At 70.7% G+C, this 17,046-nt stretch carries 21 protein-coding genes; 9 read left to right on the top strand and 12 right to left on the bottom strand.

What is annotated here, in order from left to right:
* Positions 1-89: 89 nt before the first annotated feature.
* From H7X46_RS22940 to H7X46_RS29160, 5 genes are all read right to left on the bottom strand, one after another.
* A complete protein-coding gene (locus tag H7X46_RS22940; RefSeq protein ID WP_186361363.1) occupies positions 90-305 on the bottom strand; it encodes a DUF378 domain-containing protein in 216 nt (71 codons plus the stop codon).
* 126 nt (positions 306-431) lie between these two features.
* A complete protein-coding gene (locus H7X46_RS22935) occupies positions 432-1,469 on the bottom strand; it encodes a phosphatidylglycerol lysyltransferase domain-containing protein (RefSeq protein ID WP_186361362.1) in 1,038 nt (345 codons plus the stop codon).
* A gap of 17 nt (positions 1,470-1,486) precedes the next feature.
* On the bottom strand, positions 1,487-2,446 hold the full coding sequence (locus tag H7X46_RS22930; protein ID WP_186361361.1) for a YbhN family protein: 960 nt from the start codon (positions 2,444-2,446) through the stop codon (positions 1,487-1,489).
* Between the two features lie 12 nt (positions 2,447-2,458).
* Complete coding sequence (locus tag H7X46_RS29165; protein ID WP_222132560.1) at positions 2,459-2,779, bottom strand: DUF1259 domain-containing protein; 321 nt, start codon at positions 2,777-2,779, stop codon at positions 2,459-2,461.
* 22 nt (positions 2,780-2,801) lie between these two features.
* Positions 2,802-3,287 carry a DUF1259 domain-containing protein gene (locus H7X46_RS29160; protein WP_222131394.1) on the bottom strand — a complete coding sequence of 162 codons (486 nt, stop codon included), beginning with the start codon at positions 3,285-3,287 and terminating at the stop codon, positions 2,802-2,804.
* Positions 3,288-3,533: 246 nt separating this feature from the next.
* On the opposite strand from H7X46_RS29160, the gene H7X46_RS22920 reads away from it, so the two are divergent.
* From H7X46_RS22920 to H7X46_RS22905, 4 genes are all read left to right on the top strand, one after another.
* Positions 3,534-4,214 carry an ATP-binding cassette domain-containing protein gene (locus H7X46_RS22920; RefSeq protein WP_186361360.1) on the top strand — a complete coding sequence of 227 codons (681 nt, stop codon included), beginning with the start codon at positions 3,534-3,536 and terminating at the stop codon, positions 4,212-4,214.
* Positions 4,211-4,975, top strand: coding sequence for an iron export ABC transporter permease subunit FetB (gene fetB, locus H7X46_RS22915; protein ID WP_186361359.1), 765 nt, complete (start codon positions 4,211-4,213; stop codon positions 4,973-4,975). Before H7X46_RS22920 ends, fetB begins: the two co-directional genes overlap by 4 nt.
* A gap of 192 nt (positions 4,976-5,167) precedes the next feature.
* Entirely contained in the window at positions 5,168-5,866 is a 699-nt protein-coding gene (locus tag H7X46_RS22910) for a response regulator transcription factor (protein ID WP_186362846.1), read from the top strand.
* On the top strand, positions 5,847-6,287 hold the full coding sequence (locus tag H7X46_RS22905; protein ID WP_186361358.1) for a hypothetical protein: 441 nt from the start codon (positions 5,847-5,849) through the stop codon (positions 6,285-6,287). Before H7X46_RS22910 ends, H7X46_RS22905 begins: the two co-directional genes overlap by 20 nt.
* Here the strand turns inward: H7X46_RS22905 and H7X46_RS22900 are convergent.
* Positions 6,244-7,415 (bottom strand): IS3 family transposase gene (locus tag H7X46_RS22900; RefSeq protein ID WP_370588921.1). Its coding sequence is split into 2 segments (ribosomal slippage): positions 6,244-7,127 and positions 7,127-7,415, totalling 1,173 coding nucleotides; the frame shifts between segments, so codons are not numbered across the junction. The two genes, H7X46_RS22905 and H7X46_RS22900, sit on opposite strands and share 44 nt — an antisense overlap.
* A gap of 16 nt (positions 7,416-7,431) precedes the next feature.
* On the opposite strand from H7X46_RS22900, the gene H7X46_RS22890 reads away from it, so the two are divergent.
* Positions 7,432-8,223 carry a HAMP domain-containing sensor histidine kinase gene (locus tag H7X46_RS22890; protein WP_186361357.1) on the top strand — a complete coding sequence of 264 codons (792 nt, stop codon included), beginning with the start codon at positions 7,432-7,434 and terminating at the stop codon, positions 8,221-8,223.
* A 256-nt stretch (positions 8,224-8,479) separates the two neighbouring features.
* Here H7X46_RS22890 and H7X46_RS22885 read toward each other — a convergent pair whose 3' ends face one another.
* The 5 genes from H7X46_RS22885 to H7X46_RS22865 form a co-directional block, all read right to left on the bottom strand.
* Positions 8,480-9,277: a DUF2637 domain-containing protein gene (locus H7X46_RS22885; RefSeq protein ID WP_186361356.1), complete on the bottom strand. Its 798-nt coding sequence runs from the start codon at positions 9,275-9,277 to the stop codon at positions 8,480-8,482.
* Positions 9,277-9,648: a helix-turn-helix domain containing protein gene (locus H7X46_RS22880; RefSeq protein ID WP_345355741.1), complete on the bottom strand. Its 372-nt coding sequence runs from the start codon at positions 9,646-9,648 to the stop codon at positions 9,277-9,279. Before H7X46_RS22880 ends, H7X46_RS22885 begins: the two co-directional genes overlap by 1 nt.
* A 101-nt stretch (positions 9,649-9,749) precedes the next feature.
* Entirely contained in the window at positions 9,750-9,941 is a 192-nt protein-coding gene (locus H7X46_RS22875) for a hypothetical protein (RefSeq protein ID WP_186361355.1), read from the bottom strand.
* Between the two features lie 153 nt (positions 9,942-10,094).
* Positions 10,095-10,625 (bottom strand): DUF6886 family protein, encoded by a 531-nt coding sequence (locus H7X46_RS22870; protein WP_186361354.1) that lies wholly within the window; start codon positions 10,623-10,625, stop codon positions 10,095-10,097.
* Positions 10,626-11,099: 474 nt separating this feature from the next.
* The gene (locus tag H7X46_RS22865) at positions 11,100-11,459 is read right to left on the bottom strand and encodes a VOC family protein (RefSeq protein ID WP_186361353.1); all 360 of its coding nucleotides are present in this window, start codon (positions 11,457-11,459) and stop codon (positions 11,100-11,102) included.
* A gap of 1,315 nt (positions 11,460-12,774) precedes the next feature.
* Here H7X46_RS22865 and H7X46_RS22860 point away from each other — a divergent pair.
* The 4 genes from H7X46_RS22860 to H7X46_RS22845 all read left to right on the top strand — a co-directional run bounded on the left by H7X46_RS22860 (position 12,775) and on the right by H7X46_RS22845 (position 15,957).
* The gene (locus H7X46_RS22860) at positions 12,775-13,764 is read left to right on the top strand and encodes a hypothetical protein (RefSeq protein ID WP_186361352.1); all 990 of its coding nucleotides are present in this window, start codon (positions 12,775-12,777) and stop codon (positions 13,762-13,764) included.
* The gene (locus tag H7X46_RS30890; protein ID WP_186361351.1) at positions 13,761-14,930 is read left to right on the top strand and encodes a histidine kinase; all 1,170 of its coding nucleotides are present in this window, start codon (positions 13,761-13,763) and stop codon (positions 14,928-14,930) included. Before H7X46_RS22860 ends, H7X46_RS30890 begins: the two co-directional genes overlap by 4 nt.
* On the top strand, positions 14,927-15,547 hold the full coding sequence (locus H7X46_RS22850) for a response regulator transcription factor (protein ID WP_186361350.1): 621 nt from the start codon (positions 14,927-14,929) through the stop codon (positions 15,545-15,547). Before H7X46_RS30890 ends, H7X46_RS22850 begins: the two co-directional genes overlap by 4 nt.
* Before the next feature lie 98 nt (positions 15,548-15,645).
* On the top strand, positions 15,646-15,957 hold the full coding sequence (locus tag H7X46_RS22845; RefSeq protein WP_186361349.1) for a hypothetical protein: 312 nt from the start codon (positions 15,646-15,648) through the stop codon (positions 15,955-15,957).
* 165 nt (positions 15,958-16,122) lie between these two features.
* Here H7X46_RS22845 and H7X46_RS22840 read toward each other — a convergent pair whose 3' ends face one another.
* Positions 16,123-16,968 (bottom strand): hypothetical protein, encoded by an 846-nt coding sequence (locus H7X46_RS22840; protein WP_186361348.1) that lies wholly within the window; start codon positions 16,966-16,968, stop codon positions 16,123-16,125.
* Between the last annotated feature and the right edge of the window lie 78 nt (positions 16,969-17,046).

Raw genomic sequence — 17,046 nt, 5'->3', positions numbered from 1 at the left:
ACCATGGTTGCAGTACAACCATGGTTACATCAATACCCTCTTCTGCAGGGGACGGTCGCGCTGTGCGGACAGCGGCAGAGGGCACGCCGCTATCTTGAGGCTTTCGGGGGCAGGCCGAGTACGCGGGCGATCCAGTACAGCCCGGCCAGGCCGATGAGTCCGAAGACGGTGTCGTCGAGGACGTCGGCGATGGGTTCCAGGGCTACGTCGAGGACGTTGACGTCGGTGATGAACGCGGCCCAGGCGAACGCGCCGACAAGCAGGAGGACAAAGGCTACCCAATCCAGGGTGTTCTGCGGTCGCATCGCGGTTTCCTTTCCATGTTGGGGACGGGGACGGTGTGCAGCAGGCCTGCTTGGAGCAAACCGGGGCTTCTCGTCGCTGCGTTGGCGGGTGTGGCTGGTGTATGGGTTGTCGGGCGGGTGGCTGGGTCATCGGCGTCGGGTGAGGTGGTGCCAGGTGTCGCCGAGGATGCCGCGGGTGCCGCCGGAGGTGAGCAGGGCGACGTCGGACAGGGCGCGGAGGAGGCCGGGTCGGCTCGGGGCGAGTAGGTAGCGGGGCGACCAGTGGGGGTCGAATTTGTCTTTGTACTGGCGTAGCCCGTCGAGGTTGTAGAAGTGGTGCGCGAGGTCGCGGGCCTGGGCGTAGAGCCGGCCGAATCGCCGTGTGGAGAGGTCGTCGGTGGCCGGTGGCAGCGGGGACATGCCGAGGTTGAACCAGGTGTATCCGTCGGCGTGGGCCTGCTGCAGCATGCGGACGAACAGCAGGTCCATGGTGCCGCGCGGGGCAGTGGGCCGGCAGCGCATGAGGTCGAGGTACAGCTCCTGGTGGCTGGTACCGGCCCAGGTGGTGACGAAGGCGAGGGGCTGGTCGTGCTGCTGGATGAGGCCGGCAGCGAAGTCGACGGTGGTCAGGTAGTCGGGGTCGAACCGGCCCAGCGAGAAGCGTTTTTCCCGGGAAGGTTTCGTGCCCAGCCACTCGTGGGAGATTGCGTGTAGTTCGGACAGCCGGTGCGGGGCGTGGGCCAACGAGGGGACCCAGGTGAAGGTGCGCCCGTCCTTGGTCGCGTTGCGCAGCCGGTTGCGCAGGTTGTGCCGCCGGCGGCCGGTCAGCGAGAAGGTGTCCAGGCGCACGCGGGCTTCCTCGGCGATGCGCAGCGGGTGCAGCCCCAGGGTGGTGGCGGTGGCGAGGTGGTCATTGCTGAGTTCGTGGAACACCGGCCGCAGCCCGCGGGTGGTGCACATGGTGTGGAATTGCCGGATCAGCGCGGGGGCGTGCTGCGGCGGGCCAACCGGGTCGCCGAGGGCGACGCAGCTGCGGCCGTGGCCGGCGTACATGATGAAGGCGGTGCCGGCGGAGTTGAACAAGAGGTGCTTGTCGTCGAGCACGGCGAGTTGGGCCTTGGCGGCCGGGTAGGCACGCAGGATCGCGCGGGCGCGCTCGAACGAGCGCTCTCGCCGGGTGGGCATGTGCTGCGTCTCCGGGCTCACGATGCGCCTCCGGGACGGGGGTGGAGTTCGGAAAAGGTCAGGGCGACCAGCGCCGCCGCGAGGGGCAGCAGGTAGTACAGGAGCCGGAACAGCACGAGCGCGCCCACGGCCGCGGCCGGGTCGAGGGCGGGCAGCGCCACCAGCACCACGGCCTCCAGCACCCCGGCCGCGCCCGGCACCTGCCCGAGGGTTGCGATGCCGACGGCGAACACGAACACGCCCAGGACGGCGAGGTAGTCGACCCCCTCCGGCAGCACCGCGTACAGCACGCTCGCGGTGAGCAGCGTGCGCAGCACGGCCACCCCGACCTGGGGCAGCGCCACCCGCAGCGCCGGTGGGCGCAATCGGGCTTGGTCCTGCCCGAGCCCACACCAGGCCAGGTAGGCGCCCACCAGGGCCAGGCAGACCCACCCCAGCGTGTCCAGCGGAACGCCCAGCCGCAGACTCGGGGGCACGCCGGGCGCGGCGAGGGGGAACACCACGCCGGCCAGGGCGAGATAGCCCAGCCAGAACGCCAGCGACACGAACACGACCACGCCGGCGATCTCGCCGGCAGCCAGCCCCGCCGCCCGGTAGAGGCGATACCGCACCGCGCCACCGGCCAACCACACCTGGCCGGCCGTGTTGCTGATCCCGAACCCGATCAACCCCACGCGCACCACCCGCCGCCACGGCAACGGGTGGCCAACGTGCCGCAGCGCGAGCGCGTCGTAGCCGACGAGCGCGACGTAGGCCGCGACCGTGCCGACCAGCGCCACCAGCAGCCACCCGGGCGAGACCGTGCCGAGATAGCCCACGACCGCGCCGAAACGCAGCCCGCGCAGTTCCCGGACCAGCAGCCACCCGGCCGCGCCGATCAGCACGACCGACACCACGATCCCGAGACGCCGCGCCGCCGTCGGCAGGCCCTTGCCGCCGCGGGGGGACGTGCGGGAGTCGACCAGGTGGTGCGTCATGGCTGCGGCCCGTTACTTGGGTGGCTTCACGTTGGTGGCGTCCAGCGCCGGGCGCAGGGCTTGGGCGAGTTGGACAGCGTCGCCTTCGGCCCAGAAGTGGGTGTAGAACAGGCGCGGTTCGTCGTTCAGTCCGTGGTTGTGCAGTGAGATCACGCTGATGCCGTGTTGCCGTAGGGCTCGTAGCACCGGCTGTACTTCGCCTGCGGTCATGGCGAAGTCGCCGTTGATCACGGCGCGGCCTCCGCCGGTGGGTTGGAAGTTCAGCGCCGTGGTCACGCCCATCGCGGGTGGCACGACCATGCCGGAATCGCTGATGGTCTCCTTGCGGGGCACGGAGAACTTATAGACCCCGCCTTCAGCGGTTCCTTTGCGCCCGAGCGCGGCATCGATTCCTGCGGTGTCCAGCTCCGGCGGGGGCTGCTGCTGGCTGCTGGGCGGTGGCGTGGCAGTGGCGTCCAGAGCGGACCGGATGCCGCGGGCGAGGTCTTGGGGGTTGCCGTGGCCGTGGATATGGGCTCCACCACACCGGCGGGGATTCATCCAACAGGTGTTTGTGAATGGCGGTCTGGTTGATCCCCGCGCGCTGCAACGCATCGGTCACGGCGGGCAACTCGCCTTCGGTGACCACCAAATCGCCCATCACCATCGACGAGCCATCCGGATAGCGAGCGAAAGCCGCGTAGGAGCCCAGCGCCAACGCGGGCTTGACCGTCACGTTCTGCGAGGTCACGTCCAGGTCCGAGCGCGGGAAGCTGAACCGGTAGACCGTGCCGTCTTTGAGCTTGCCCGGCCGGCCCAGCACCTCGGCCGCACCTCGCCAGTCAGCCTCGGTCGTGGGCACTGGCGCCTCCGCGGCTTGGGCACCCGTGCCCGCGGCGGGATGCTGCTGGTGCGGCGGTGTGGTTCCGCCGCTGCAGCCGCTGACCACGAGGGCCACAGCCGCGAGCACGGCCACGGTGACCGAAGGGCCGATGTGACTTGGCCGGGAGAACCAGCCTGACTTCTCGGAACGGAGCCGTTGAGGCATTGCCATCACTATCCTCCACGATGTAACCATGGTTACAAGAATCTCAGCGAGGGGGTCGATGTGCAGCAGGACTCGGTGTTCGCCCTCCGTGGCGTGACGCTGCGGCACGGCCCGGCGCTCGTGCTGGAGGACGTTTCGGCGCAGATCCCGCCCGCTGCGTGCACCGCTGTGGTGGGCCGCAGTGGGGCGGGCAAGTCGCGGTTGCTGCGGTTGCTGGTCCGGCTGGATGACCCCGACGCCGGGCAGATCACCTTCCACGGGACCGCGCTGGGCCGGTATGACGTGCTGGATCTGCGACGCCGAGTGCAGCTCGTCGCGCAGCAGCCCCAGTTGTTGAGCGAGTCGGTGGCCGAGGAGATCCGCCTCGGCTGCCCGCACGTGGCCCCAGAGGAGGTAGGTGCCCTGTTGTCTCGGGTCGGCCTGCCGTTGTCGTTTCTCGATCGCAGCACCACAGGGCTGTCCGGCGGGGAAGCCCAACGGGTGTGCCTGGCTCGCGCCTTGGCGCTGGAGCCGGAGGTTCTGCTGCTCGATGAGCCCACCGCGTCACTGGACGCGGCCAGTGCCACCGCCATCGAGCGCACCGTCCGCGATCTTGTCGGGCGCGGCTGTGCGGTTGTGCTGGTCAGCCACAACGCCGACCAAGTCCGCCGCGTCGCCGACCACGTCATCCTGCTGGACCACGGCCGCGTGCTGGCCTCGGGCGCACCCGACGACATCCAGTACCCGGAGGCAGCCTCATGATCACCACGGACGTGACCTGGCTGCAGGTGGCGGCATCGGTGCTGCTGGTGGCGGTGGCCGTCGCGGTCGCCGTCCACCAGCGGTTCGGCCTCACCCGCGACCTGCTCATCGCCTCCGCGCGGGCCGCCGCGCAACTGGCCGCCGTCGGCGTCGTGCTCCTGCTGCTGTTCCAGCACGCCGGGCTGCTCGGTGCCGCGGGCTGGGTGGGATTGATGGTGCTGGTCGCCGGGCACGTTGCTGGTCGGCGCGGTCGGGGTGTGCCTCGCGGATGGCTGCTGGCCACCGTCGCGATCGCCGTCGGCTCGCTGGTCTCGCTGGCCAGCCTGCTGCTCCTGGGCGTCCTGCCGGCTCGGCCCGAGGTCGTGGTGCCGATCGGCGGCATGATCGTGGCCACCGCGATGCAGGCCACCGGCTTGACCTTGCTGCGGCTGGTCGAAGACGTGCGTCACGCCCGGCCGGTGATCGAGGCGCGCCTGGCGCTGGCGATGTCGCTCGTGGACGCCTTCGCCCCGCACCGGCGTTCGGCCGCCCGTACTGCACTGCTGCCCGCGATCGATTCGACCAAGGTCGTCGGCCTGATCAGCCTGCCGGGGGCGATGACCGGGCTGATCCTGGCCGGCGTCGACCCACTGACCGCGATCCGCTACCAGATCGTGGTCATGTACATGCTGCTGGCCGCCGCGACCGTGGCCGCCGCCGTGGCCAGCCACCTCGCCCAGCGTCGACTGTTCGACACCACAGCTCATCGGCTCCGCCGCTAGCCGGACGTCGTGGGGCGCATTCTCCACCGGGGATGAGCTGCGCATTGACGGACACGTCGATGCTCCCCTCCTGCTCGCTGGGGCACTCGTGTGCTGCAACCCTGGTTGCACCGCAGACGGTACGAGCAGTCGATGAGAGGACGATGAGAACAACTTCCCCGGTGACCGGGGATGCCGGATCGTGAGGTGGCCATGCGCGTCCTGGTAGTCGAAGACGAACCCAAAATGGCCGCGCTCCTCTCCCGCGGGCTGCGAGAAGAAGGCCACGTCGCCGACGTCGCCACCGACGGTGACCAAGCCCTGGCCGCGGTGCTGGCTGGCGAGTACGACGTGATCGTGCTGGATGTGATGCTGCCCGGACCGGACGGGTTCGAGGTGTGCACGCGGATGCGGACGCGGAAGGTGGCAACGCCAGTGCTCATGCTCACTGCCCGCGGTGCGGTGCCCGACCGCATCCGCGGCCTGGACGTCGGCGCCGACGACTACCTGACCAAACCGTTCCACCTCACCGAACTGTTCGCCCGGCTCCGCGCACTCGCCCGCCGCGGCCTCGCCGACCGCACGCCCGTACTACAAGCAGGTGATCTGCACCTGGACCCGGCCAGCCACCGCGTCTGGCGCGGCGACACCGAAATCTTCCTCAGTAACCGGGAGTTCGTGCTGCTGGAAACGCTCATGCGCCGGCCTGGCATGGTGCACACCCGCGACCAACTGCTTGATCATTGCTGGGACACCGCCTTCGACACCACCTCGAATCTGGTCGATGTCTACGTCCGCTACCTGCGGCAGAAAATCGACCGGCCCTTCGGCGTGCGCTCCATCGAAACCGTGCGCGGTGCCGGATACCGACTCCGCACCGACGGAGGCCACCATGCGCCCTCTGCTGGCTAGACTGCCCATCCGCTGGCGGCTGACGATCCTGTTCGCCGCCGTCATGGCCCTCGTCCTTGCCGGGGCGGGCATCGCGACCGTGCTGCAGTTCCGCGACGCGGTGAACGAAGGCGACCCCACCGGCGTCCTGCAACAGCACGCCAACGGCATCGTCGCCGACCTCATCCGCGAACTACTCATCGTGTTCCCGCTGGTGCTGCTCGTGGCCGTGCTTGCCGCCTACACCCTCAGCGGCGCCGCCCTGCGACCGGTCGAAGCCATGCGCAGCCGCGCAGCCACCATCGACGCCGACCAACCCGAGCACCACCTCCCCGTCCCCGACACCGGCGACGAGATCGTGAGCTTGGCCCTGTTCGTCGGACACATCGGGTGTGGGGTCAGTGGTGTTGGTCTGACTCCGTGTGCAGGGCTTCAAACGTGACGGGGCTGTGCATTCCGATGCGGGAGTGTCTCCGTTTCGGGTTATACCAGAATTCTATCCATTCGAAGATTGCGTTGGCAAGTTCCTCGCGGGTTTTCCACTGTTTAGCGTCGAGGAGTTCGAGTTGCAGGGTGCCCCAGAAGGATTCCATCATGGAATTGTCGTAGCAGTCTCCGACGGTGCCCATCGAGGCGAGCAGGCCGGCGGCCCGGAGTCGCTGGCCGAACGCCCAGGAGGTGTATTGCGCGCCGTGGTCGGAATGTAGGATTGTTGTCCCGGTTTCGGGGTTTCGGCGCAGGATGGCCATGCCGAGGGCGTCGGTGACCAGTTCGGAGCGCATGTGGTCGGCGATCGACCAGCCGATGATGAGGCGGGAATAGGAGTCCATCACCGCGGCGCAGTACACCTTCCCGTCGCCGGTGGGGTGCTCGGTGATGTCGGTGATCCACAGGCGGTTGGGCTCCTCGACGGCGAAGTTGCGATTGACCAGGTCGGTGGCTGGATCTGCGGCGGGGTCGCGCACGGTGCAGCCACGCCGGCGGCGCCGGTAGAGGCCCTGGATGCCGGCCTGTCGCATGAGTCGTGCGACCCGTTTGTGGTTGACCGGCAGGCCCAGCCCGAGCGTGAGTTCGGCGTGCACCCGCGGCCAACCGTAGGTGCCGCGGGACTCGGCGTGAATCTGGCGGATGTGCTTGAGTAACAATTCGTTCTCCTCGTCACGGGCCGAGGGCGGCCGGGTGGACCACTCGTAATAGCCGGAACGGGAAACCTTCAACACCCGGCAGGCCACCGCGACGTCAATACCGTCGTCGGCCAACTCACGGACCAGCGGGTAGATTACTTTGGGAGTATGTTTTCCCGGGCGAAATAGGCCGCTGCTCGTTTAAGGATCTCGTTTTCCAGCTCGAGCTGCCGGTTCTTTTTACGCAGCTCGGCCAGTTCCTTCTTCTCCGCACTGGTCAGCCGCGCCGAGTCACCGTCCTCATCGGCGTCCGCCTGGGCCATCCAGTTCCGCAGACACGACTCGCTGATGCCCAGGTCCTTGGCCAGCGCGGCGACCGGTTTGTCGCCCAGACGAGCCAACTCGACGGCACGCTGACGAAACTCAGGCGGGTGTGGTGCAGGCACCGCAACATCCTCCCTGGTGACCGACGGTCACCTCAGGTCAGGTGTCCGGGCCACGGGGCCAAGCTCAATCGCCCGCCTGGGCCAGACCCTCAACGCCATGCTCACCCGGCTACACACCGCCCTGACCCGCGAGCGCCAGTTCATCGCCGACGCCAGCCACGAACTGCGCACCCCGCTAAGCCTGCTGACCACCGAACTCGAACTCGCCCTGCGCCGCCCCCGCAGCCACGACGAACTCACCACCGCCCTGCACTCCGCGCTGGCCGAAACCCAACGCCTGTCCCGGCTGGCCGAAGACCTGCTCACCCTCAGCCGCACCGACCGCCAGCAGACCAGACCATCGTCCACAGTGGTCGAACTTGGTCCCGTGCTCGAAGCCGTCGCCGACCGCTTCCGCCCCGCACTCCAGCACCATCGCCGCCACATCACCGTCGAAGCCCCCACCGGACTGGCCGCACTGGCCCACGCCGACCACCTCGACCGCGCAATCGCGAACCTCGTCGACAACGCGCTACGGCACGCCACCGGCGACATCCACCTCACCGCCACCCACACCAACGGCCGCGCGGAAATCCACGTCCTCGACCACGGCCCCGGCCTGCCCCACGACTTCCTGCCCCACGCCTTCGACCGCTTCACCCGACCCGACACCGCCCGCACCCACCCCGGAAGCGGCCTCGGACTCGCCATCACCGCAGCCTTGATCACCGCCAACGGCGGCCAAACCCACCTGACCAACCGCCCCGATACCGGCGCCGACGCCTCCATCACCCTCCCCGCTCCACACGACCAGCAACCGCACGGATAAGCGGCCAATGCCCGGCACCTCACGGGCTGGCGGACAGCAATACTTGTTGCGATCCGAGCGCAGTCGTGACCCCTGCCGTCGATTCCCCTTCGTGCAACAACCGGGTCGGACCCGGTCTTGGGAATGTCGGCCGATACCCACTGAACATGCCGAGCCGACGGGAAGATGATCGCCGGGCTCGGGGGAATTCGCCGTCCCCGGCAACTTTGCGGTGGGTTGCCGGCTCCCGGGCGGCAGCCCACCGCGGGTCCGGCGCTCATTCCACCGCCGCGAGCGCTGGTCCGGGCCGTCGGTGTTGTCGGATGTGTCGGGTGAGAGCGCGGGATCGCCGCGAGCCGATGCTGAGCTTGCGGCGGAGGGTGTCGGCTGAGATCGGCCGCTGGTAGAGGTTCCAGTGTTCGGCATCGAGCCGGTACGCCTCCTCTAGCAGTAGATCATCGTCGCCGCCGTCCGGTGGCTCTGAGTCAGCGTCGGCGCTGTTGGTGCTGTGACCAGGAACGTTGTTCACTATCGTGTGCAGTGCTGGCATCTCGGCGCTCGTCTCGGAGTTCTCTGACGACCTGCTTTCACCCGTGTCCGGTGAGTGCGGCTCTGGTGATGCGTTCTCGTCGGGCTCGTGATCGGTGCCGCTTGAGGTTTCCGCGCGGCGGCGTTTGAGCGCTTGGTTGAGTAGTTCCACCGACAGCAGTAGTGCCAGCGGGGGGCAGGCGGCCACGGCGATGGAGAAAGCGTTCAGCTCGGGCGCGGAGGCGATGTTGGCGCACAGCGACAGCCCGATCCCGAGGGCGAACGACAACCATGCCTTCCACTGCCCGCTGGCGCGATACCGGTGACCGGCCTTCCACAGCTCGATCGTTGCCATCGTCAAGAGGCCGTCGACAATGAGAGGCCAGAGGGTGGCGGTAGTTTCGTCGGCACCGAACCGGAGGGCGAACTCACGGCCGTGCCGATAGGAGACGTAGGCCGCCCCCACGGCCACCAACAGCGTGCACGCGCACTGCAGACGAAGTGATCGATCGGGGGCGGGCTGGGATGTGGCTGGCTCGGCGCGCATCAGACCGCACCTGCCCCGGGCTGCCCCTGGGTGTCCCGCATCGTGACACCGTGCTCGTGCAGCCGTTGGCGCACGGTGCCGGCGGCGACGCCCATGCGGTCACCGATCCGGGCCAGCGACCACCCTTGGTGGTAGAGCCGAACCGCGTCGTCGATCTGCTCGTCGGATAGGCCACGTCGACGCATCGCTACGCCGTGGCGGTGGAGGATCGCGCTGACGGTGCGACGCTCGATACCGAACTGGTCACCCAGCTCGTAGACGGTCGCGCCGGCCTCGTAGCCCTTGATCAGTTGCTGCACTTGATGGTCATCGAGCTGCCGGGTGAGGGCGCCAACGGGCGTGACCTGGATCTCTGGACCTTCGACCAGCACGTCGTGGTGGTTCGTATGCTTTAGCGTTAGGTCCACGTTTCCCGCAGGTCGGCCCCTCGGTCGTGATCGGCGGTCAAGATCGCAGTACCACTTTGGGACCTTTACTCGTCCCTGTCCGGCTCGAACATATTCTCCAGGATCTCCGCGGTCTCCCGATCGGTGAGCCGCCGACCGAGGTAGCGGTCCTGCGTCATGGTGATCTTCGAGTGACCTAGCTGATCGCTGATCTTCGGGCGGACTCGTCCGGAGCCGTCCAGGAAGCTCGCCACGGTCTTACGCAGCGTGTGGCTCACGAGGCCGTCAAGGCGCCGCCTCCAGCGGCGCGGGGCCGGCACGTCGGACCCCGTCGCTCGCTCACTACACCTCCGGCCCGTTCGCGGCGCCGAGGCTCGGCTACCCGGCCCCGGCCGGTGGAGGAGTGCTCTGATCTCCGAGCGGCTTCGGTGCTACGGCTGCGCGTTCCCCAGCCGGATGCCGCTGAACCCGAGGCTGCTTGTCGTGACGGCCGCCCAGAACGCATGAAGCCGCGGTAGCAGCCGAAGCTGGATTCCGTTGACCTCGTGCAGTGCCAAGAGGTCACCCACCGGCTCCGGCGGGCCTGCTGGCCGCACGGTTGCCGTCGACACGTAGGCGTGCGGCTCCGGGGCGCCGAACGGCTCAAAGGTCTCCGACGGCAGCTGGTAGGCGAAGAGCTTCGCGTCCCGGATGCGATCCACCCAGGCGTACTCCACGGCGTGGACGCGGGTCTCCGGGCCAGGACCGATGATCGCCCGTGCGTCATCGTCGGTCGTGGAAGACGTCCGCCAGGCCATCGCGCGAGGGCACTGCCGGGGGAACCAGTAGCTCGGAGCCTGGAAGCCATCCACGGCCCAGACGTAGGCGTCCTTCTGGCGCGCAGTCCGGGCAACGTGAGGCTCGAACACCTGGATCGTGGGGTCCTCGGAGAAGTGCAGGACGTGACCGGGAGCGGGGCGCATGACGGCATGCTTCACCCGTCGCAAGGGCTGGCGACACAGTGTTCGCCCGGATCCGGTGTCAGGGTGGCAGCACCTCCGGCGGGCTCCGCCCGAACCCGGCACCGCTTCGGAAATCAGGGAGTGCGGCGGGTGACCTCCTCACGGCCCGCCGAGACGGCAGCCAGACCGAGGGTCGGGATACAAGTCGGGACTGAGTACCTTGCCCCCGCCCCTCGGCCCGGCAGGGACGAGCCGGCGCCGCGAGGAGATCACCGGCCTGGTCATGCTCTTCTTCACGGTCGAGGCGGGTTCTCGCACGGCCGAAGCCATGCAGCTGCTCTCAAGCTGGGCAGCGACACCTGCTCGCACGGACGCAGCGGCGGAGATCGACGTCGACGAGGAGGGCATGACAGGAAGGTCCTCGCCGGACCGACCGTGAAGGGACGACGATAGGGGCGCCCTGCGGAACCGAATTACTACGTCGAAGGTGACGGATCAGCGCGCGGACCAGGGCTGCGGGGTCGCGTGCCTGGGCTCGTAGATTCGCAGTTCCCCACCGCCGGGGATGCGCATCGCCGTGACGAGCCCGAATCCGGCGTCCTCGATCGGACCGACGAACTCCACCCCCTTGGCCTCCAGCTCGGTGCGCGTCGCCTGGATGTCGTCGCACATCAGGTACAGCTCGTGGGTGGCGTCGCCGTCGGTCGGATGGACACCGAGCTCGGCCGGCGGTAGGGCGAAGATCAACCACCCGCCGCCCGCGTCCACGGAGCCGAACCCGAGCTTGTCGCGGAAGAACTCCCGCAGCCCCTCGGCGTCCTGGTTGTAGATCAGCGCGTGTACCCCGGTGATCATCGTCCACTCCCGCGTGCCGCTGATGCGTTCAGCTCGAACGGTAGAGGGCTTCCCGTTCCGGAACGGGTCGATGTGTCCTGACCAGGTGGCCGGCTTCGACGTTGCGGAGTGTGTGACTGCAGGACCCTCGTGGGACGGTGCGCCGCGTGCTTCCGGCTGTTCGTCGAGGTGGGGCCGGGACCGGAGCACGTTCCCGGACGCGCCCGGGCTCGTCGGACACCGGGCCGCGCGGGCGCTGTGTGAACCCCCCATGTCGCACACCGCCCGCGCGGCCCGTACGGGCCCGCCCCGAACCCGACTGGAACGAGGGTCCCCGGTGCGCCCGGTCCTCCAGTAGATGCAGATGTCACAAGTCCCGCGGGCCGGGCGTCGCCGGGTGACATGTGACAATCGCATCTACTGCCCGGGGGCCCGGCGGTCGGCGGCGAGGTCGACGCGGTGACCGTCGTGCAGCAGAATGCGATCGGAGGGCTGATCTTGCCGACTCTGTGGGGGGCCGCGTGAGCGATCATCGGCCGAGTGCGGGCGGCGGTGGCCTCGGCACGGTGGAGGCCGACCGGCCACCGGTCGCGGAGCGGCCGACGCTGTCGCCGCCATCTCCACACCGCCGGGTGGCGGACGGCCCGGCCCGCCCGCCCCGGCGTCTCGCGATGACCGCAGCGTGCTTCGCGATCTTCTCGACGGCGACGCTCGGGGTGGTGGCCGTGACGGCTCCCGAGCTGACCGGGTACAGCGCGACGGCGCGCTCGCTCGCCGCGAACCACGGCCCCGCCGCGCCGCCGCCGGCCCCGGCCGGTGCCGCCGCCCCGGCAGGTGCCCCCGCCCCGGCAGGTGCCCCCGCACCGGCCCCTGGTGCGCCGGCCGGCGGAGACGACGGCGGCATACCCGCCGGCCCGGCCGCGCCGTCCCGGACCGGGCATGTGGCCGGTCCGGCCTCGACGGAGTCCGTCCCTGCCCGCGGTGCTGTCGTCGAACCGGTTACCCCCGGCACCACCGACGAGGTGGGCGGCAACGCAGACAGCACGGCAGCTGCACCGCCCCCGGCGCCGACGACCGACGGAGCCACCCCGAGCGAGCAGCCGGGCGCGTCGCCCTCCGAGGAGCCGGCCGGCCAGGGTTCGGCCACCCCGTCACCGACCCGGGGCCCGATCGGCGCGTACATCCGGCCCACGAACGGAAGCAGCGCGACGCCGACGCCCTCGGCGCAGCCGTCCGGGACGCAGCAACCGGAACCGGACCAGCCGGGGCCCGGCACGAGCTCGCCGGAGCCGACCCCGTCCGCGTCGTCGTCACCCGAGGCCGACGGGGGCTGACCGTGGACCCCGACGCGGCCCGCGGGGAGGCCGAGCCGGGCCACGCGTCGAGGGTGTTCGAGCTGGCCGCGGCCGGCCTGGCCCTGGCGGTGCCGTTCGTCGCCGTCACGCAGGGACTCGCGGCGCACACCACCTACGCCGGGCACGACGACCCTCTGCTCGCGGTCCGGCTGACGCTGGGCATGGCGGCCTGCCTGCCCTGGTACCTGCTCGTCGTCCGCGGCGCCGTGCGCGGCCACCGGCACCCGCTGTCCGGGTGGGCCGTCGCCGCGATCGCCGTCGTCGCCGTCGGCGGGCTCCCGCTGCTGGGCCCGGCCTGGATCTACAGCATGCTGGTCGTGGCCACCGCCGTCCTGCTGGCTCTGCCCGCGCCGTGGTCGTGGATGGTGTTCGCCGGGCTCGTCACGGTCGTGACCCCGGCCCTGTCGGTGTGGTTCGGCATCGCACCGCTGTGGCCGGCGCTGATGACGAGCAAGGCGCTGGCCATCGACATCATGTTCCGGCTGGTCGGGTCGGTGCGCCGGGTCCGCATGGCCCGGGCGGAGCTGGTGGCGGCGGCCGTCGCCCAGGAACGCCTGCGGGTGGAGGCCGAGGTCGGCAGCGCGGTGAGCGCCGAGCTGACCGAGATCGCCCGCCGCGCCCGCCGGGCCGATGCCTCGACCCCCGCCTCCGAGATCGGTGAGCTGACCGACCTGTCCCGCTCCGCGCTGGCACGGGCGCGCGACCTGGTCCACGGCTACCGCGACGCGTCGGTGCACGCGGAGATCGAGCTCGCCGCCACGCTGCTGCGCGCCGGGGGCATGGCCGTCGAGATCCGCGACGACGCAGTCACCCCGGCCGCGGGCGAGCTGGCCCCGTCCGCCCGGGCCGAGCTGCACGACCGGATCGCGCAGCTGCTGGCCGCCCGCGAGGCCCGGCACGTCACGCTGACCGCCGACCTCACCGCCGGGCAGCCGCGGGTCCGGATCGACGAGCGGAGGGACGACGCGTGATCGCCGCACGCCATCGCGCCCCGCTCCTGATCGGCGCGACCACCGTGCTGTTCCTGATCGCCCCGACGCTGTACACGGTGACGGGGGACCCCTCCGGTGCCGCCGCCGCGGTCCCCTGGGAGCACGTCCTGCCGGTGGCCGCCGCGATCGGTGCCCTCCACGTGCACCACGGCCTGGCGGTGGTGCGCCACCGCCGACCCCGAGGCTGGCCGCTCAGCGGGCTCGTCCTGCTGGGGCTGGTGTACCTGCCGCTCCCCGTCTGGGGGTTCAACTGGGCGTCGAGCCAGTTCTTCGTCACCGCGTCCGCATTGCTCCTGCTGCGACCCCCCGCGCTCGCCGTTCTGGTCGGGGCAGTCCCCGTCGTGGGCATGCTGTGGACCCAGCTCGTATGGTTCGACGCCGGTGACGTCAGCTGGTGGGAGGCGGCCTGGGTGAGCGTGTACTGGGGCTTCGGGTTCGCCGTCGCGACCGCAGCGCTGGCCGGGGCCGCCCTGCTCATGCGGGCCCTGACCGACCTGGAGACCGCCCGCGCCGGGACCGCGGCGGCGGCGCTCGGCCGGGAACGGCAACGGCTCTCCCGCGACCTGCACGACCTTCTCGGCCAGAGCTTGTCGGCCATCTCGCTCAAGGGGGACCTGGCGACCGCACTGGCCGACCGGCAACCGGACGCGGCCCGCCGGCAGCTCGACGAGGTCGCCGACCTGGCCGACGACGTGCTCGGCAAGATCCACACCACCATCGACGGCGCCGAGTCGCTCACGCTGACCGGCGAGATCGCGGCGTTCACCGCACTGCTCGAGTGCGCCGGGATCCACGTCACGGTGGATCTCGACGAGGATGGCCCCGCACCGGCGGGTGACAGCGACCGGATGCTGGCCGGCGTGGTGCGGGAGGCGGGGACGAACGTGCTGCGGCACAGCGAGGCAGAGACGTGCCGGCTCCGGTTGACCTGCCGGGGCGGAATCACGCACCTCCGCATCCGCAACGACGGGGCACGCCACGGGCCCGGTGCCGGCCACGGCCTGACCGGGCTGGCCGAACGGGCCGCTCCGCTGGGTGGCCGGGTGAGCGCCGCCCGGCACGGGCACGACTTCGTCCTCGACGTCGAGGTCCCCGCCGAACCGCCGCCCCTCGCCGCTGCGGGCCAGGGAGCGCTGCCGGGATGAGCGGCGCGGACCCGATCACCGTCCTGATAGCCGAGGACATGCACCTGATCCGGGGCGCGCTGGCCGCGCTGCTCTCCCTGGAACCGGACCTCGAGGTCGTCGCCGAGCTCGACCGCGGTGACCACATCGTCGAGACCGCCGAGCGGCTCCGGCCGCGGGTCGCGGTCCTCGACATCGACCTCCCCGGGACGGACGGGCTGTCCGCGGCCGCCGCGCTGCGGCAGACCGTCCCGGAGTGCCGGGTGCTGATCCTGACCGGCCTGAGCCAGCCCGGCCACCTGCTGACCGCGCTCGACGCGGACGTCGGGGGCTTCCTCCCGAAGGACGCCCCCTCCGGCACCCTCGCCGCCAGCGTGCGAGCGGTCGCGGCAGGCGAACGGGTCATCGACCCGACGCTCATCGCCCAGGCCCGCAAGACCGGCCACAGCCCGCTGACCGCCCGGGAACGCGACGTGCTGCGCAGCGTGCGCGCCGGCATCTCCACCGCCGAGATCGGGCGCGAGCTCAGCCTCGCCCCGACCACCGTGCGCAACTACCTGTCCAACGCCATCAGCAAGGTCGGCGCCCGCAACCGCATGGACGCCATCCGCATCGCCGAGGACGCGGGCTGGCTCTGACGGCGGCACCCCGGGTGTGGCCGCGCTCACAGACGCGCGTCGGGGTCGGCTGGTAGGACGTGGGCCGCTCGACGAACGATCACGAGCGGGGGGAATGTATGAAGAACAACAGGTGGGCCCGACGCGCCGCGGCGGTCGGAGCGGGTGTGGTGCTGGCCGCGTCCGGAGCGGTGGCAGTGCCCGGCGCCGCGTTCGCGGACGACTCGCCCGGCTGCTCCGGCACGGCCGCCCAGGCCAAGGGCGGGCCGGGGAGCTGCTCGAAGGGGGGCCACGCGCCGATCGGTAAGCGGGAAGGCGCCTGCTACGAGAACGCGATGTGGACCGCGGCGCCCGGAATCCTGACCGGCAACGCACCCGCGGCGCTGGCAGGTGTCGCCGTCGGCTGCGCCAAGGGCGCCTCCGGGCGCTGATCCGGTCCGTCGCCGGACCGGGCGCGCGACAGACGCCGTCGCCCGAAACGAAACTCTGCGACGGTGGGCCGGGAGGCGTGCTGGTCATCGCCACAGCAGTCGCGCCCGATCCGCAGGCCGTGCGTGACGGTGGACGCCGTCCCACCCGGCGTCGGCACCCATCCCTCACCTGTGGTGAGGGATGGGTGCGGGCGGTTGTCCGGGGATGCAGTTCGTCACCGGCCGGGACCCGCGGACCTCGACGTTCACCGCGGCGAGGTAGCTGCCGGCGGCAACGCGTAGCCAGGTGGAGCTGCGCTCCCCGGCATCGGTCGAGGTCATCCGGCCGATCTCGCCGCACTGGATCCGGACGACGGCGCCGGCTTGTAGTCGCCCGACCGGGGCTCCGGCGGTGGACGGTACGGAACGAAGGGTGACCCCTGTCGGGGCGACATCGATGCGGGCGGTGGCAGTCCAGGTGGGCGTGGCCGGGACAGCGGCAGGTGGCGCCTGCGCCTGCACCGGTACCGGGGTCGGCGTGGGCGGTCGCGAGAATGCCCAGCCGGCCATACCGACGGGCACGAGCAGGACGGCCGACACCACCGCCGACAGCACGGTGCGCCGCCGCGACCGGCCGGTACGACGTGTGGTGAGGACCGGTGGGGTCGGCGGTTCCGGCTCAGGGGCGGAAACGGCTGCGGGCCCGTCCGGCACGCGTGCCGTGTGGGACGCGGGGACGCCGGCCGTGGTGATCTGGTCCGCCGGCGCGCACTGCCGGGACGTGGTGGGTTCGGGGGTCGACGCGATGGGCCGGTCCTCCCGTATCGCTGCGGCGAGCGCGTCGGCCCGCTCCGCGTCGGGGCCGAACATCACAGGGAAGCCCTCCGCGAGAGCGCGATACAGCCTCGCAGCTCCCTCGGCTGCGGCCAGCGCCTGCTCCCGCCGACCTTCCGCGCTCTGCCGGATGGCAAGGTCGCTCAGCCGTACCGCTTCTCCGGCCTCGGCCAAGTGATCGTCCTGGTCTCCGGCCACGGACCGCTCCTCCCCGAGGCCCCTCACCACCCGTCGGCGTACTGTGCGCCCTGGTTATACCGCCGACCTGCACCCGGA

The organism is Pseudonocardia sp. C8 (assembly GCF_014267175.1).
Taxonomy (GTDB): domain Bacteria; phylum Actinomycetota; class Actinomycetes; order Mycobacteriales; family Pseudonocardiaceae; genus Pseudonocardia.
The sequence above is the reverse complement of the archived record's forward strand: the minus strand, read 5'-3'. Positions and strand labels throughout refer to the sequence as shown.

Excerpts from the sequence above, each read along its gene's own strand:
- H7X46_RS22940 (WP_186361363.1), bottom strand. The coding sequence starts at position 305 with ATGCGACCGCAGAACACCCTGGATTGGGTAGCCTTTGTCCTCCTGCTT.
- H7X46_RS22935 (WP_186361362.1), bottom strand. The coding sequence starts at position 1,469 with ATGCCCACCCGGCGAGAGCGCTCGTTCGAGCGCGCCCGCGCGATCCTG.
- H7X46_RS22930 (WP_186361361.1), bottom strand. The coding sequence starts at position 2,446 with ATGACGCACCACCTGGTCGACTCCCGCACGTCCCCCCGCGGCGGCAAG.
- fetB (WP_186361359.1), top strand. The coding sequence starts at position 4,211 with ATGATCACCACGGACGTGACCTGGCTGCAGGTGGCGGCATCGGTGCTG.
- H7X46_RS22910 (WP_186362846.1), top strand. The coding sequence starts at position 5,168 with ATGCGCGTCCTGGTAGTCGAAGACGAACCCAAAATGGCCGCGCTCCTC.
- H7X46_RS22905 (WP_186361358.1), top strand. The coding sequence starts at position 5,847 with ATGCGCCCTCTGCTGGCTAGACTGCCCATCCGCTGGCGGCTGACGATC.
- H7X46_RS22885 (WP_186361356.1), bottom strand. The coding sequence starts at position 9,277 with ATGCGCGCCGAGCCAGCCACATCCCAGCCCGCCCCCGATCGATCACTT.
- H7X46_RS22870 (WP_186361354.1), bottom strand. The coding sequence starts at position 10,625 with ATGCGCCCCGCTCCCGGTCACGTCCTGCACTTCTCCGAGGACCCCACG.
- H7X46_RS22865 (WP_186361353.1), bottom strand. The coding sequence starts at position 11,459 with ATGATCACCGGGGTACACGCGCTGATCTACAACCAGGACGCCGAGGGG.
- H7X46_RS22850 (WP_186361350.1), top strand. The coding sequence starts at position 14,927 with ATGAGCGGCGCGGACCCGATCACCGTCCTGATAGCCGAGGACATGCAC.
- H7X46_RS22845 (WP_186361349.1), top strand. The coding sequence starts at position 15,646 with ATGAAGAACAACAGGTGGGCCCGACGCGCCGCGGCGGTCGGAGCGGGT.